At 71.8% G+C, this 15,561-nt stretch carries 12 protein-coding genes and 1 pseudogene; 2 read left to right on the top strand and 11 right to left on the bottom strand.

Annotation, left to right across the window (positions count from 1 at the left end):
* Positions 1-2: 2 nt before the first annotated feature.
* From ACOJV7_RS11360 to ACOJV7_RS11345, 4 genes are read right to left on the bottom strand one after another with little or no spacing between them, the layout of a single operon-like run.
* Positions 3-2,186 (bottom strand): bi-domain-containing oxidoreductase, encoded by a 2,184-nt coding sequence (locus ACOJV7_RS11360; RefSeq protein WP_420190255.1) that lies wholly within the window; start codon positions 2,184-2,186, stop codon positions 3-5.
* Positions 2,183-4,093, bottom strand: a complete 1,911-nt coding sequence (gene asnB, locus ACOJV7_RS11355) for an asparagine synthase (glutamine-hydrolyzing) (RefSeq protein ID WP_420190254.1) — start codon at positions 4,091-4,093, stop codon at positions 2,183-2,185. The genes ACOJV7_RS11360 and asnB overlap by 4 nt, the downstream gene beginning before the upstream one ends.
* 3 nt (positions 4,094-4,096) lie before the next feature.
* The gene (locus ACOJV7_RS11350; protein WP_420190253.1) at positions 4,097-5,338 is read right to left on the bottom strand and encodes a glycosyltransferase family 4 protein; all 1,242 of its coding nucleotides are present in this window, start codon (positions 5,336-5,338) and stop codon (positions 4,097-4,099) included.
* Complete coding sequence (locus tag ACOJV7_RS11345; RefSeq protein WP_420190252.1) at positions 5,335-6,657, bottom strand: nucleotide sugar dehydrogenase; 1,323 nt, start codon at positions 6,655-6,657, stop codon at positions 5,335-5,337. Before ACOJV7_RS11345 ends, ACOJV7_RS11350 begins: the two co-directional genes overlap by 4 nt.
* A gap of 20 nt (positions 6,658-6,677) precedes the next feature.
* Here ACOJV7_RS11345 and ACOJV7_RS11340 point away from each other — a divergent pair.
* Positions 6,678-6,977: pseudogene (locus ACOJV7_RS11340) on the top strand (pentapeptide repeat-containing protein); the annotation flags it as partial.
* Positions 6,978-7,026: 49 nt separating this feature from the next.
* On the opposite strand, the gene ACOJV7_RS11335 reads toward ACOJV7_RS11340, so the two are convergent.
* From ACOJV7_RS11335 to ACOJV7_RS11315, 5 genes are all read right to left on the bottom strand, one after another.
* The gene (locus tag ACOJV7_RS11335; protein WP_420190251.1) at positions 7,027-7,710 is read right to left on the bottom strand and encodes a NeuD/PglB/VioB family sugar acetyltransferase; all 684 of its coding nucleotides are present in this window, start codon (positions 7,708-7,710) and stop codon (positions 7,027-7,029) included.
* Between the two features lie 60 nt (positions 7,711-7,770).
* A complete protein-coding gene (locus ACOJV7_RS11330) occupies positions 7,771-9,168 on the bottom strand; it encodes a sugar transferase (protein WP_420190250.1) in 1,398 nt (465 codons plus the stop codon).
* Between the two features lie 329 nt (positions 9,169-9,497).
* Positions 9,498-10,094, bottom strand: a complete 597-nt coding sequence (pth, locus tag ACOJV7_RS11325; protein ID WP_420190249.1) for an aminoacyl-tRNA hydrolase — start codon at positions 10,092-10,094, stop codon at positions 9,498-9,500.
* 142 nt (positions 10,095-10,236) lie between these two features.
* On the bottom strand, positions 10,237-10,932 hold the full coding sequence (locus ACOJV7_RS11320; protein ID WP_420190248.1) for a 50S ribosomal protein L25/general stress protein Ctc: 696 nt from the start codon (positions 10,930-10,932) through the stop codon (positions 10,237-10,239).
* 434 nt (positions 10,933-11,366) lie between these two features.
* The gene (locus tag ACOJV7_RS11315; RefSeq protein WP_420190247.1) at positions 11,367-12,362 is read right to left on the bottom strand and encodes an EamA family transporter; all 996 of its coding nucleotides are present in this window, start codon (positions 12,360-12,362) and stop codon (positions 11,367-11,369) included.
* An 81-nt stretch (positions 12,363-12,443) separates the two neighbouring features.
* Here ACOJV7_RS11315 and ACOJV7_RS11310 point away from each other — a divergent pair, with 81 nt between their 5' ends.
* Entirely contained in the window at positions 12,444-12,995 is a 552-nt protein-coding gene (locus tag ACOJV7_RS11310; RefSeq protein ID WP_420190246.1) for a CGNR zinc finger domain-containing protein, read from the top strand.
* A 71-nt stretch (positions 12,996-13,066) separates the two neighbouring features.
* Here ACOJV7_RS11310 and ACOJV7_RS11305 read toward each other — a convergent pair whose 3' ends face one another.
* Complete coding sequence (locus ACOJV7_RS11305; protein ID WP_420190245.1) at positions 13,067-14,071, bottom strand: ribose-phosphate diphosphokinase; 1,005 nt, start codon at positions 14,069-14,071, stop codon at positions 13,067-13,069.
* 2 nt (positions 14,072-14,073) lie between these two features.
* Complete coding sequence (gene glmU / locus ACOJV7_RS11300; protein WP_420190244.1) at positions 14,074-15,558, bottom strand: bifunctional UDP-N-acetylglucosamine diphosphorylase/glucosamine-1-phosphate N-acetyltransferase GlmU; 1,485 nt, start codon at positions 15,556-15,558, stop codon at positions 14,074-14,076.
* Positions 15,559-15,561: the final 3 nt, after the last annotated feature.

Below are 15,561 nucleotides of genomic sequence, written 5' to 3'. Positions count from 1 at the left end.
CGTCACGGCGCCACCGCCGTCCCCGAGACGAGGCTCTCGGCGACCGCGATCGTCGCCCGCGTCGTCGCGACGAGCGAGTCGAGCCCGATCGGCATCGCGGTCCCTCCGCGCACCGCCTCGACGAACGCGGCCACCTCGGCCCGCTGTCCCTTGTCCGGCCCGGTGAGGGCGCGCTTCACGTCGCGTCCGGTCCCGGTCCATGCCGTGGCCCGGGTGAAGTTCTCGAACCTGGCGTTGCGGCCCGCTCCGGAGACGTCCAGCGTCTCCTTCGGCACCCGGGCGGCTCCGCTGGTGCAGTAGTCCACCGACGCGATGGAGCCGTCCTCGAAGCGCAGCGTCGCGTGCAGGTCCGCGCCGTCCACGGTCGCGTGGGCGCTCACCTCCACCGGCCGGTGACCGACCCACCAGGCGAGCGTGTCGACGAAGTGACCGCCCTCCCCGACCCAGCGCGACCCCTCGAGCTGCTCGTCGGCATACCAGCTGCCGGACGGCATACGACCGGCGTTGACGAGGTAGCGCGCGACCACCGGCGACGTGACCGGACCGAAGCGCGAGCGCAGGTCGACGAGGAGCGGGGCGAAGCGCCGGTTGAAGCCCACCATGAGCCGGTCGTTGCCGGTGCGCTCGACGACCTCGAGGACGTCGTCGACCTCGGCACGGGTGAGCGCGAGCGGCTTCTCGACGAAGACCGCCTTGCCCTCCTCGAGCGCACGGCAGACGAAGCGTGCGTGCGAGTGGTGGCGGGTGACGACGAAGACGGCGTCGACCGACGGGTCGCACAGCACGTCCTCGGCCTCGGTGGTCACGGTGTCGAACCCGAAGGTGCGGCGCGCGTTGACCGCCGACAGCGACCTCGTCGTCGCGACCGGGCCGAGCGTGACCCCGTCGTGCCTGGCCAGGTGCGGCAGCAGCATCGACGAGGCATAGCTTCCGGCACCGACGAACCCCAGCCGGACACGACCACCGGTGGCGCGAGCCGGCCTGGGGGCGACAGTCGGCACGCGAGCACCGTTGCGGTGAGGCGCATCCGGCGCCGATGCCTCGACCGGCCCGACCTTCGGGTACTCGAGGAGGAACCCCACCCCGCGCAGCGTGCCGGTGCGCAGCTGCTCGTAGACCTCGACCGCGTCGTCGACCGGATGGGTCCCCGAGACGAGCGGGCCCACGTCCACCGTGCCCCCGGCGAGCAGGTCGAGGAAGCACCCGAGGTTGCGTCGCTCGGTCCACCGGACGTAGCCCGCGGGGTAGTCGACGCCGTCGAGCTCGTAGCGGTCGTCGTAGCGACCCGGGCCGTAGGAGCGCGAGAACCGGACGTCGAGCTCCTTCTCGTAGTAGGCGTTCCAGGGCAGGTCGAGCCGGGTCTTGCCGATGTCGACGACGCGCGCCCGGTCACGCGCGAGCCGTGCCGCGAGTTCGACCGGGCCGTTGGTCGCACCACCCGCCGCGAGGAAGACGTGGTCGGCGCCCAGCCCACCGGTGAGCGTCCTGAGGACCTGCTCCACGTATGCCGTCCCCTCACCGTCCGGGGACCCGCAGGCGACCGCGCCGGCCGCCTCCGCCATCCGGCACCGCTCCTCGACGGTGTCGATGCCGACGACCCGGACGCCGGCGGCGACGAGCAGCCGGACGACGAGCTGGCCGACGAGGCCGAGCCCGATGACGCACGCGGTCTCACCGAGCTGCGGCTCGCCGCGACGCACGCCCTGCATGGCGATCGCACCAACCGTGGCGAACGCGGCGTGCTCGGCCGCGACTCCCTCGGGCACGGGGACGCAGAGGTTGAGCGGGACCCAGTTGACCTCCGCGTGGAGCGCGAACTCGTTGCCCGCGGCGGCGACGAGGTCGCCGACCGCGAACTCCTCCGCGCCCGCGCCGACCTCGACGACGACTCCGCACAACGAGTAGCCGAGCGGGGTCCAGCTGTCGAGCTTGGTCATCGCCTTCTTGTAGGTCGCGACCGGACCCTGCTGGGCCATCGAGTCGAGCACCTTGCGCACCTGGTCCGGCCGGGCCCGCGCCTTGCCGAGCAGCGAGAGCCGGGCCTCGGTGACCTTCATGAGCTCGGTTCCCGTGGAGATGAGCGAGAAGTGGGAACGCACGAGGACGCCGCCCGGACGGCATACGGGCTCTGGTGTCTCGAGCACCGCGAGCTCACCCGACCGGTAGTTCTGCCCCACCTGCTTCATGCCGATCCCACCCCTGCGGAACGTGCGTTGCGGTACCAGAGCTCGAGGCTGAGCAGCTGCCACACCTGCTTGGCGAGGTCGCGGCGACCGCTCCGTTGGTCGTCGACCAGTCGCTGCAAGGGAGCCCGCCGCAGGAACCCGCTGTCAACGAGGTCGCCGCGGAGCAGCACGTCGTCGACGAGCTCCCGCAGGTCGTTCGTGACCCAGGCCCGCAGCGGCGCCCCGAAGCTCGCCTTCGGCCGGTCGATGATGTCGTCGGGCAGCCAGGCCCTCGCCGCGTCCTTGAGCGCCGCCTTCTGCTGCCGGCCGCGGATCTTCTCGGTGCCCGGCAGCGAGAAGGCCGCCGTGAAGACGGCCGGGTCGACGAACGGGACACGAACCTCGGTCGAGGCCGCCATGCTCGCGCGGTCGGTGTAGGTGAGGTTGAGGCCGGGCATGAACATCCGCGTGTCCGCGAGGCACATCCGGTCGACGAGGTCGTCGAGGTCGTTGTCCTCGTAGACCTCCCGGTGCCGGTCGAGGACGGTGTCGACGTGCCCGGCCAGCTCCGGGTCGAGCAGCTCGGCGAGGTCGTCGGGCTCGTGCAGGGTGTAGCTCCGGCGGAAGGCCTCCTGCTCCGGCAGCTCGGCGAAGGTGAGGAACCGCTGCGCCCAGCGGACGGTCCTCAGTCCCCGTCCCCCTACGGCCACGGGCAGGGCCCCCACGGCGGGGCGCACCCCGGCCCGCACGGGCCGCGGCACCCGCCGGTACTGCTGCGCCACGAGCATCGCGAGGTGCTTGCGGTAGCCGCCGAAGAGCTCGTCGGCGCCCATGCCCGAGAGCAGCACCTTGACGCCCGAGGCGCGGGCGGCGTCGCACATGAGGAGGGTGTTGATGGCGGCCGGGTCCCCGATCGGCTCGTCGAGGATGTCGACCATCCGCGGGAGGAGGTCGACGACGTCGGGGCTGAGCTCGATCTCGTGCAGCCGGATCCCGAGGTGGCGCGCCAGCCGCCGGGCCCAGAAGGCGTCGTCGGGCATCGACTCGAGGCGCTGGTCCTCGGGTCGGAAGGCGATCGTGTAGGCCTCGATCGAGGGGTCGCTGCGGTGGGCGAGCGCCGTGACGATGCTCGAGTCCAGGCCGCCGCTGAGCAGGGAGGCCACGGGGGCGTCCGCGACGAGGTGGGCCTGCACCGACTCGGCGACGACCTGCCGCACGTCGGCAGGGGCTCCCCCGGACGCCCGTGCGGCCTCGGCGGCGGTGTCCCAGAATGTCCCCCGTGTGACCGAGCCGTTGCGCGAGTACTCCGCCCAGGTGCCCGCCGGGTGGCGGCGCACCCCGGCGACCGCGTCCAGCTCCTGGGGCACCCAGTAGTAGAGGGTCGACGCCACCATGGCGGCGGGGTCGATGGCGAGCTCCGGCCCGACCGCGGTGACGATGGCCTTGAGCTCGGAGGCGAAGAGGATGCCCTCCCCTCGGCGTAGGACGTAGAGAGGCTTGATGCCCAGCGGGTCACGGGCCAGCGTCAGGCGGCCGGTCGACTCGTCGAGGATCGCGAACGCGTACATACCGCGGAAGCGGCTCAGGGCGCCCGGCCCCCACGCCCGCCACGCCTCGAGGACGACCTCGGTGTCCGACTCCGTCGCGAAGCGCGTGCCGAGGTTCTGCAGCTCGCTGCGAAGCTCGCGGTAGTTGAACAGCTCGCCGTTGTAGGTGAGCACGAGGCCGGACTTGGCGAAGGGCTGGTCGCCCGCGCTGGAGAGGTCGATGATCGAGAGCCGCCGGTGGCCGAGCACGACCGCCGTGTCCGGGCGCACGAGCTCGACGACCGCGCCGGCGTCGGGCCCGCGGTGGCTGATGCGGTCGACCATCGCCGAGACGAGCTCCTTGCCGTCCGGCTGCTGGTAGGCACCCGCCACCCCGCACATGGCTCAGCCCCCCACGACCGCGAGCGACGAGGGCGCGTCGGCTCCCCGCCGACCCACGAGCTCGTCGAAGACCCGGACGTAGCCGCGCCGCTGGTGCGTCCAGGCGAGGTGCTCCTCCACCCTCCGACGACCCCTGTAGCCCATCTCCGTGCGTGTCGTCGGGTCGTCGACGAGGTCGACGATGGCGCGGGCGTACTCCTCGACGTCGTTGGGTCGCACGTAGCGCGCCGCGTCCGCCGCCGACACCCGGGTCTCGGCGAGGTCGAACGCGAGCACCGGCAGGCCGAAGGCCATGTACTCCATGGTCTTGTTCATCGTCGACACGTCGTTGAGCGGGTTGAGCGGGTCCGGCGACAGGCCGACGTCGGCCGTCGAGAGGACCTGCGCCACGAACTCGTCCGGCACCCGGCCCGGGAGGTCGACGGCATCGGTGAGCCCCAGCTCGTCGCGCAGCCGGACCAGCTCCGCGTGCGAGTCGCCCGACCCCATGAAGGTGAAGGCGATGTCGTCGCGACCGAGCGCATGGACGACGTGGTCGGCGGCCCGGAGGGCGAGGTCGACGCCGTCCTGTGGTCCCATGACGCCGAGGTAGGCGACGAGGTGCGGGCGGCCGCGGCGGAGCTCCGGGTGCGGCTCGCCGCGACGCAGCTTCTCGGGGTCGGGACCGGTCCGGACGACACTCACGTGGTCGGGAGCCTTGCCGCCCCGCCTCCTGGCGATGGCGGCATACGACTCGTTCGTCGAGGTGACCCGGTCCGCGGTCCGGAAGGTCCGCCGCTCGAGGAGGAGCAGGCCACGGTGGGCCAGGCCCTGGCCGCCGAAGCGCGACGCATAGAGCTCGGGGCAGAGGTCGTGGTGGTCGAAGACGAACCGCGTCCCGTCGCGGCCGCGCAGCCACCGGGCGATCGGCCAGAAGATGTCGGGCGGGTTGCACGCCTGGAGCACCTCGAACGTCCCGTCCCTGCGGGCGCGCAGGACGAGGCGTGCGGTCGCGAGGAACGACCACGCGTACTCGAGCACGTAGCCGAGGGCGCTCCCGCCCGGGGCGTAGGGCGGGTAGGCGAGGATCCGCACCCCGTCGATCTCCTGCTCGCGCCCGGTCCCCTCCCCCTGCGGGCAGACGACCGTGACGTCGTAGCCCGCGTCGACGAGGGAGCGGCACTCGAGCCACACCCTGCGGTCGAAGGGCACGGGGAGGTTCTGGACGATGATGGCCACCCGCGGCCGGGACGTGCCTGCGCTCACCAGCTCACCCCCTGGTAGCCCGCGATGCTCTCGACGTCGTGGCCGAGGCGGCCGTTGATGTCGAGCACGAGCGCCGGCGCGGCCCGCCGCAGGGCCGCGAGGCACGCGGCGTCGGAGGTCGCGACGATGACGACGTCTGCCTCGGCGAGCGCCTCGTCGGGGTGGCCGGCGAGGAGGCGGTTGACGTGCGAGAGACGGCTCTCGAAGTACTCGCGGTTCGCCCCGACGAGCTTGGCGGGGTTGACGACCGGGTCGTAGATCCGGACCTCGAGGCCCTTGCCGAGAAAGCGCTCGGCGATCTCCAGGTTGGGGCTCTCGCGCAGGTCGTCGGTGTTCATCTTGAAGCTCAGCCCCAGGATGGCGACGCGCCGGTACCCGGTCTCGAGCACGCGGTCGACGAGCGACCGCACGGTGAGCTCGTTGCTCACCAGGGTCGAGCTCACGAGCGGCAGGTCGACGCCGTTCGCGCGCGCCATGCTCTGCAGCGCGCGCAGGTCCTTGGGGAGGCACGAGCCGCCGAAGGCGAAGCCGGGCCGGAGGTAGGACGTCGAGATGTTGAGCTTGTGGTCCTCGCAGAAGAGCTCCATGACGGTCCGGGAGTCGACGCCGAACTGCGAGAAGATCCGGCCCATCTCGTTGGCGAAGGTCACCTTGACCGCGTGGTAGGCGTTGCACGCGTACTTGAGCGACTCCGCGGTGGCGACGTCGACGTGGTGGATCGGCAGGCCGAGGAACCCCAGCAGCTCCTCGCAGTGCTCACGCGTCCGCGGGTCCTGGGCGCCCACGACGACCATGGGCGGGGCGAAGAAGTCGTCCATGCCGCTGCCCTCGCGCAGGAACTCCGGGCACATCGCCGTGCCGACCGACCACCCGGCGGGGAGCAGGTCCTCGGCGAAGGCAGGGGCCACGACCGTCGCGCCGGTGCCCGGGGGCACGGTCGAGCGGATGACGACGGAGTGGAAGCCCGATGCTGGTGGCCGCACCACCGACATCGCGTCGCGTATCTGAGAGAGCACCCTCGTGATGAAGCCGAGGTCGGTGTCGCCTCTCGACCGTGACGGCGTGCCCACGCACACCAGGGACAGGTCGGCGCGGTCCATCGCCTCGGTGACGTCCGTCGTGGCACGGAGGCGGCCGCTGGCGACCGACTCGGCGACGAGCTCGTCGACGCCCGGCTCGACGACCGGGGCGCGTCCCTCGTTGAGGGTGGCGACCTTGCCTGCGTCGACGTCCACCCCGACGACGTCGTGCCCGCGTGCGGCGAGGCCTGCTGCGGTGACGGCGCCGACGTAGCCCAGCCCGAAGATGGCGACCCTCATCGGGACACCCCGCTCGGGCGGGCGCTGACCTGTCGGGCGCTGACCTGTCGGGGGCTGACCTGTCGGGCGGCACGTCGGACAGGGAGCATCGTCCTTGGGGCCGCGGTGCGGTCGTTGCGTTTCACCATGCATCACCTGGGTTCCCTGCAGATTCGGGTGGAGTTGGTTCAACCAGGGCCGACGCTATGGAGGGGGTCATGGGGCCGCCGCCCAAACGGAGCAAGATGGACAGGTCCGGCCATCGGCCGAGGCCCGGACGCGCTAGTCCGGCGACCCCAGTGCCCAGATCCGGTCTGGCACGAGTGGAACGACCCGGATGAGCGCCCCCGCGGCGCCACGGGCCCGGGCCCGTTCGATCGGGCTACGTGGCTATGCCCCGACCGGAGTCCTCGGGCCACGCAGGCGACGGGCCGGCGTGCCGACCCACGTCTCCCCGTCGGGAAGGTCCTCCAGCAGGGTGGCACCCATGCCCAGCGTCGCGCCGTGACCGACCGTGAGCCCCTGTCGCACAGCGGCGCCCATCCCCAGGTAGGCCTCGGAACGCACCCGCACCCCACCACCGAGACCCACGCCGGACGCCATCGTGGCGTAGTCCTCGACGACGACGTCGTGGGTCAGGGTGACGTGTGGCATGACGACGACGTGGTCCCCGATCGACACCGGTGCCGTGACGACCACGCCGGCGAGCAGTACCGTCCCCTGCCCCACGACGGTGGTGGGCGGCAGGATGGTCTGCGGGTCGACGACCGTCGCGAACCGGTCGGCGCTCACCCCGGACGCGACAAGCCTCGTGACCACGCGGCAGCGCACCGACCCGTGCCCGATGGTGACGACGACCTCGACCGGGCCGCTCTGCGAGAGCACGTCGAACGTCGTGAACCCGTCGGTCGTGCCGAGCACGGGCACGCCGCCGGGCAGCACCTCGCCCACGCGGCTGGGGTCGTCGTCGAGGCATCCGACGACCTCGCGCCCGAGGCGTCGAGCGCACTCGGCGACCTCGGCCGCGAGCCCACTGGCTCCGACGAGGAGGAGAGGACCGCCACCTTGGGTCATGGTCCCATCGTGGGGCATCGCCCCTGCCCCTCGCTGCGTGCGGGCACCACCACTTCTCGCTCAGAAGGCCCCGCGGCCGCCGACGACGGCACGGGCGGTCCGGACGAGGATCTGGAGGTCGAGCATCGGCGACCAGTTGTCGACATACCAGAGGTCGAGGCGCACCGTCTGCTCCCAGCTGAGCGTCGACCGGCCGCTCACCTGCCACAGCCCGGTCATCCCCGGACGGACGCGCAGGCGCCGCATGGCGTCCGGCTCGTAGTGGTCCACCTCGGAGGCCAGCCCCGGACGCGGGCCGACGAGCGACATGTCGCCCAGCAGCACGTTGAGCACCTGGGGTACCTCGTCCACCGAGAAGCGACGCAGCCAGCGGCCAACGGTCGTCACGCGCGGGTCCGTGCGGTCCTTGAAGAGCACGCTGTTGACGTCGTGCCCCGACGCCCGCAACGCCTCGAGCCGCGCCTCCGCGTCGACGGCCATCGTGCGGAACTTGTAGATCGTGAACTCCCTACCACCCTGGCCGATCCGCTTCTGCCGGAACAGGACAGGACCGGGGCTGTCGATCCGGATGGCCAGCGCCACGAGCAGGAGGAAGGGCAGGGCCAGGGTGGTCAGGAGGAGCGCCAGCGCCTTGTCCTGGGCACGCTTGGCGAGGATCCGTGCGCCGGTGCGCACGGGCCGCTCGAGGTGGAGCAGGGAGGCGCCTGCCTCGGCGCGGATCGACAGCCGTGGCCCGGCCACCTCGAAGATGCCCGGGCAGATGACGAGGTCGACGTCCCGCTCCTCGAGCTCCCAGGCGAGCGAGCGGAGCTCCTTGCCCGTGAGGCCCGGATGCCCGCTCACGGCAACGAGATCGGCGTCGTGGTAGTCGACGACGAGCGTCACGTCGCGCGGCTTGCCGGCCACCGGCACGCCGTCGAGCGTCGCACCGGCCCGTGCCGCGTGCTTGAGCCCGCTCACGCAGGCCCCGACGATCTCGAACGCGTTCGTCGGCGACTCCCGGAGCTCGCGGATGAGCTCGGTGGCCGACCGCGCGCTCCCCACGATGACGGTCCGCTGCCGGTACCTCCCCTGGGCACGGGCACGCCCGAGCCACACCCTCATCCCTTTGCGCAGGAGGAGGGAGGACGCCACGAGGGCCAGCACGATGAGGAAGACGGGAGCGCGCGCGAGGTCCATGGCGAAGACGTAGGCGACGAGTCCCGTACTCCCGAGCAGGAGTCCACCCGCCCACACGACCCCTTGGTACTCTCGCGGCCCCTGACCGAGGTGCCGGCCCTGGTAGCCGTGGAGGACGTGCAGGGCGAGCACCCAGGCCACCGGGGTGAGCAGGACGACGACGGCGAAGCGGTCCGGTTGCCGACTGACCCGCATCGCCGCCGCCGCCGTACTGGCCCCGAGTGCGCACAGCACGTCACCGAGGAGCAGACGCACGCGGTAGGCGGCAGGCCATGCCATCCGGGTGCGGCCGCCACCTGCGTGCTCTGCTCCCGCCAGGTCTGACGCAGCCCTCAGCCGTCGGACCAGGCCGTCGCGCAGACCCGCCCCGGGCAGCAGCACACGGACCTCGACGTTCCCCGCTTCTGACGAGGCGTTCTTCCGCATCTCGCACCACCACCGCTTTCGCGACGACTTCAAGGGTGGGTCTGTTCCACCAGGGTCCCGACGCTAGGGCGACGCCCGAAGCCGTTGCGGCACAACGGACCAAGATGGACAGGTCCGGTCATGCGCTCCCCATCCGGACGGCCCAGCGGGCGACGGCCCGCGGGTCAACCCGGACGTAATGGTCACATCGGAGCGTGGAAGCGCTGCTGGGTGTCGAGGAGGCCGCGGGTCACGAGCATCTCGACGGCGTCGGCCGCGTCGCCGAGGAGGAAGGGCAGCTCCTTGCGCTCGGTCGGCGAGAAGTCCTTGAGGACGAAGTCGGCGGCGTCCTGTCGACCGGGCGGACGCCCGATGCCGACACGCACGCGTAGGTAGTCGCGCGTGCCCAGCGACTTGGAGATCGACCGGAGCCCGTTGTGACCACCCTCGCCACCACCCAGCTTGAGCCGGACGTCGCCCGCGGGGATGTCGAGCTCGTCGTGGACGACGACGAGGCGGTCGGGGTCGATCGAGAAGAAGCCGAGCAGCGCCTTGACCGGCCCCCCCGACTCGTTCATGTAGCTGTGCGGCACGGCGATGACCGCCGAAGGACCGGGCACTCCCCCGGGACCGGTGCCGATCCGCACCTGGGCCGCCGAGGCCCGCGCCTTGTGCGCGCGCAGCGCGCTCCCCGTGCGTGATGCCAGCTCGTCGACGACCATCGCACCGACGTTGTGCCGGTTGCCGGCATACGTCGGTCCGGGGTTGCCGAGCCCGATGACCAGCCACGTCTCACTCACGGACGACGAGTATGCCGTCGCTCCCCCTCTCGTCCCAACCCGCCTTTTCCGGACGAGCGGCACCCGGACACGCGAACGGGCCCGGTCCGTGGTGGACCGGGCCCGTTCGGGATGCGCGTCAGTCGCGCGTGGAGCAGATCGCTCAGGCGTTCTCGGAGGTCTCCGCGTCGCCCTCGGCGGCCTCGCCCTCGGCAGCGGCGCCCTCGGCGCCCTCGGCGGTCTCGGCGTCGGACTCCTCGTGCTCGATGCCGGCCTCGGCCTCGGCCTCCGCCAGCTCGGCCTCGAGGGCCTCCTCGGAGATCTGCTGGGTGATGTTGACGACGAGGGCCTCGGCGTCCGTGACGAGCGTCGCGCCCGCGGGCAGCTCGACGGCGCCGGCGAGGATCTGCGTGCCGGCCTCGAGGCCCTCGACGGAGACGGTGACCGACTCGGGGAGGTTGGTGGCCTCGGCCTCGACCTGGAGGGTCGAGTGGTCGACGGTGACGACGGTCTCCGGACCGGCCTCGCCCTCGACGTGGACCGGGACGTCGACGACGACCTTCTCGCCCTTGCGGACGATGACGAGGTCGACGTGCTCGATGACGGGCTTGATCGGGTCGCGCTGGACGTCCTTGGCGAGAGCCATCTGCTCGTCGCCGTCGAGGACGATCGTGAGGAGGGCGTTCGGGTTCTTGAGCGCCATCATCGCGTCGTGGCCCGGGAGGGTGATGTGCACCGGCTCCGCGCCGTGGCCGTACATGACGGCGGGGATCTTGTGGTCGCGACGGATCTTGCGGGCGGCACCCTTGCCGAACTGGGTGCGGGCCTCGGCGGTCAGCTTGACGGTGTCGTTGGACACGGGGAACTCCTGGGGCTAAAGGGCGAATCGGTCAGGTGACGTCGGGGGGAACTCGGCGTCTGCGGTGGCCTCGACGCGGGACACGGCACGGACAGGCGCGCTGGCCCGCGGATCATCCCTTCGGCGATCTGCGGCCACCGCGTCGATCACGGACTTCGCTGGCCCGAACATCTCTGGCCGGTGCGGCGTCCCTCGCCGAGGCAACCCCGAGAGTCTAGGCGACCCGCCCCGCGACAGGCCAATCGGCCGCATGCCGCCCACCCCGGCCCCCGGCTTCCCCGCCGGCCTCGACTTCCCCGCCCGAAGTGGGTTGCTCGGGGTTCGCAAGGGAACCGTGGCGCTGCGAAGCCCGACCTTCCGCTCCGAAGCGAGGTGCCGGCTCGGCTGACGCGGACGAGGCGGACGCCGAGGACGCCGGTTCAGCCGACGCTGGTTCAGCCGACGGGGTTCGGCAGCTGCTCGGGCACGGCCGCCGTCGCCGGCTCCTCGCCCACGACGGCCGGACCCTCCCCCAGTCGGACCGCGACGACACCACCGAGGATGAGCAGCCCACCGGCCAGCTGGACGAGTCCGGGCAGCTCGCCGAGCAGGGCCCAGGCGATGAGGACGGCGAAGAGCACCTCGGACAGCCCGACGAAGCTCGCGATCGTCGCGCCGACGAGGCGCGTTCCGATGACCCCCACGCCGTAGGCGATGGCCGCAGCGACGACGGCGAGCTCGGCGACGGGCACCCACCAGGCGACCGTGGCGCCGGCGATCTGGACGCTCTCCCGGGCGGTGCCGTAGCCGATGAGCCCGGTCGCGCTGGCGATGACGAGCAGGACCGCGCCGAGCCCGAGCCCGAACCCGGCAAGGGCCAGCGGAGGCAGCGACTCCTCGTGCTCGTGGCCCGAGGTGACATAGAAGGTGGCGAGGCCGACGGCGGCGAGCAGGCCCCACACCACACCCGCCCACGAGATCTCGACCCCCGAGAAGACGTCGAGCACGAGCACGAGCCCGGCGACCGAGAGCGCGACGCCGGCGAGCGTCAGCCGCGAGGGGCGGCGGCCGTGCGCCGCCCACATCCAGCCGACGACGAAGACGACGCCGAGGTACTCGAGGAGCAGCGCCACCGCGACTGAGAGCGACTCGACCGCGTTGAAGTAGGCGAACTGGCACCCGGCGACGGCCACCGCGCCGAAGGCGAGGACCTGGCCGGCGTTGCGTCGCAGGAGGTGCCAGCGGCCCCGGGTCACCCAGAGCGCGACCGGGACGAGCAGCACGGCGGCGAACCCGACCCGCCAGGTCACGACCCCACCCGGTGTCCAGCCGGCCTGGAGCAGCGACTTCGCGAACGCACCCGACGACCCGAAGGTGGCAGAGGCGAGCAGCACGAGGAGGAAGCCCACGAGCATCGCGCGAGGGGTACGGGTCTGGATGCCGGCGTTCACGGCGCTCACCTCGTCAGGAGTAAAATGGACGATTGCCCCTTACGATCGACACGCTACGACCACCGCCTGTCAGGAGTCAAGATGATCTTTGCCCATGACACAGAGCTCTCGCTCCAGTACGCCGCGTCCGTGGTCAACACGGAGGCGGGCTTCGGCGACGACCCCTCCGAGGAGCTGCCGACCGTCGCCGCCCTCAACGCGCACCTCGATGCCTGGGACTGGAGCGGTGGCCGCCCACGGACCCGTGCCGAGCTCGACGAGGTGCACGCGCTGCGCCCGCGTCTGCGCGAGCTGTGGACCCGTGACGTCGAAGGCCTCGTCGAGGGCGTCAACGCGCTGCTCGCCGAGCACCGCGCGGTCCCACGCGTCGTCCGGCACGACGACCTCGACTGGCACATCCACGCCACCGATGACGACGCACCGATCGCCACCCGCATGGCGGTCGAGGCGGCGATGGCGATCATCGACCTCATCCGCGCGGGCGAGACCGAGCGCCTGCGGGTCTGCGCCGCCGACGACTGCGGTGACGTCGTCATCGACCTCACGAAGAACCGGAGCCGGCGCTACTGCGACGGGACGTGCGCCAACAGGGCCCACGTCGCGGCATACAGGGCACGTCAGCACGCCGACTGATGGCGACGTCGCAGAGTGGCTCGCGAACTTCGCGACTCTGCGAAGTCGCAGTCAGTCGAAGAGGAGCAGCGTCAGGCGCGGCCGCCGAAGAGGCTCGTCACCGAGCCGTCCTCGAAGACCTCCTTGATCGCCGCGCTGATGAGCGGGGCGATCGAGAGGACGGTGAGCCCGTCGAACTCGTTGTCCGGCGAGATTGGCAGCGTGTTGGTGACGATGACCTCGCGCGCCGCGCAGTCCCGGAGCCGCTCGGCCGCCGGCGGCGAGAGGATCGCGTGCGTCGCGGCGATGATGACGTCCTTGGCGCCGTCGGCCATGAGGGCGTCGGCGGCCTTGGTGATCGTGCCGCCGGTGTCGATCATGTCGTCGACGAGCACGCAGACCCGGCCCCTGACCTCACCGACGACGCGGTTGGCGACGGCCTGGTTGGGCTGGTTGATGTCGCGCGTCTTGTGGATGAACGCCAGCGGCACGCCGCCGAGGCGCTTGGACCACTGCTCGGCGACCTTGATGCGGCCGGCGTCGGGGGAGACGACCGCGAGGTCCTCGTGGCCGTACTTCGCCGACACGTAGTCCGACAGCACCGGCTGCGCCATGAGGTGGTCGACCGGCCCGTCGAAGAAGCCCTGCACCTGGTCGGTGTGCAGGTCGACGGCGATAAGGCGGTCGGCGCCGGCCGTGTGGAACAGGTCGGCCATGAGGCGGGCCGAGATCGGCTCGCGGCCGCGGTGCTTCTTGTCCTGGCGGGCGTAGCCGTAGAACGGCATGACGACCGTGATCCGCTTGGCGCTCGCCCGCTTGAGAGCGTCGATCATGATGAGGTGCTCCATGATCGCGTCGTTGAGCGGCGCGCTGTGGCTCTGGATGACGAACGCGTCGGAGCCGCGGACGGACTCCTCGTAGCGCACATAGATCTCGCCGTTGGCGAAGTTGTAGGCGCTCGTCGGGACGAGCTCAGTGCCGATGAGCGCGGCGACCTCCTGGGCCAGCCCCGGGTGGGAGCGGCCGCTGAAGATCATCAGCTGCTTCTTGGGCTTCTTGCGGATGTTGGCGGACTTGGGCCGGTCGTCCTTGGCCATGCTCAGGCCTCGCCTTCTTCGTCGCGGGAGTTGCCGGGCAACGCCGTATGCCGTGTGCCTGCCTCCGTGGCCGCGCGCGCCGCCGCCTCGGTCTTGGTGCCGGCGCGGGCCCGGGCGACCCAGCCGTCCACGTTCTTCTGCCGGCCGCGCGCGACGGCGATCTGTCCGGGCTCGACGTCACCGGTGAGGGCGCTGCCGGCCGCGACGTAGGCGCCGTCGGCGATGTCGACCGGCGCGATGAGGACGCTGTCGGAACCGACGAACGAGTGCGCGCCGATGGTCGTGTGGTGCTTGGCGACCCCGTCGTAGTTGGCGAAGATCGTGCCGGCGCCGATGTTGGCGCCCTCGCCGATCGTCGCGTCACCGCAGTAGGTGAGGTGCGGGACCTTCGCGCCGTCGCCGATGCGGGCGTTCTTGGTCTCGACGAAGCCGCCGATCTTGCCCTTGGCGCCGAGGACGGTGCCTGGCCGCAGGTAGGAGTAGGGGCCGACCGTGGCACCCGCACCGATCTGCGCGAGGGTGGCCTCGGTGCGCTTGACCTCGGCGCCGTCGCCGACCTCGGTGTCGGTGAGCGTCGTGTCGGGACCGATGCGGGCGTCGGCACCGACCGACGTCGCGCCGAGCAGCTGCGTGCCCGGGAGGATCGTCGCGTCGCGGCCGATGCTCACGTCGCTGTCGATCCACGTCGTCTCGGGGTCGACGATCGTCACGCCCTCGCGCATCCAGCGCTCGTTGTTGCGCCGGTTGAGCTCGCGGCCGAGGGTGGCGAGCTGGACGCGGTCGTTGACGCCCTCGGTCTGCCAGAGGTCGTCGATGACGTGCGCGCTCACGAGGCGACCGGCGTCGCGGGCGATGGCGAGCACGTCGGTGAGGTACTTCTCGCCCTGGGCGTTGTCGGTGCCGACCCGGCCGAGGGCCTCGCGGAGCACGGTGACGTCGAAGGCATAGATCCCCGAGTTGATCTCGGTGATCGCACGCTGCTCCTCGGTGGCGTCCTTCTGCTCGACGATCCCGGCGACGCTGCCGTCGGCGTCGCGCACGATGCGGCCGTAGCCGTGGGGGTTGTCGAGGTGGGCCGTGATGACCGTGGCCGCGCTGCCCGAGGCGTCGTGCCGGGCGACCAGGTCGACGAGGGTCTCGCCGGTGAGCAGGGGCACGTCGCCGTAGGTCACGAGGACCGTGCCGGTGAGGTCGCCCGGGAGCACGTCGAGCGCGCACTCGGTGGCGCGGCCGGTGCCCTTGACCTCGTCCTGGTCGGCGATCGTCGCGGCGGCGTCGACGTCCGCGACGTGCGCGGCGACGAGGTCGCGCTCGTGCCGGACGACGACCGCAAGGTGCGCGGGCTCGGTGGCGCGGGCCGCCGCGATGGCGTGCCCGACGAGGCTGCGGCCCCCGATCCGGTGCAGCACCTTGGGGGTGGCTGACTTCATCCGGGTTCCCTCGCCTGCGGCGAGGATGATGACTGCGGCGGGCCGGGCAGTGGTCACGAG

This window comes from Knoellia tibetensis (assembly GCF_048606415.1).
In the GTDB taxonomy this organism is placed as follows: Bacteria; Actinomycetota; Actinomycetes; order Actinomycetales; family Dermatophilaceae; genus Knoellia; species Knoellia tibetensis.
The sequence above is the reverse complement of the archived record's forward strand: the minus strand, read 5'-3'. Positions and strand labels throughout refer to the sequence as shown.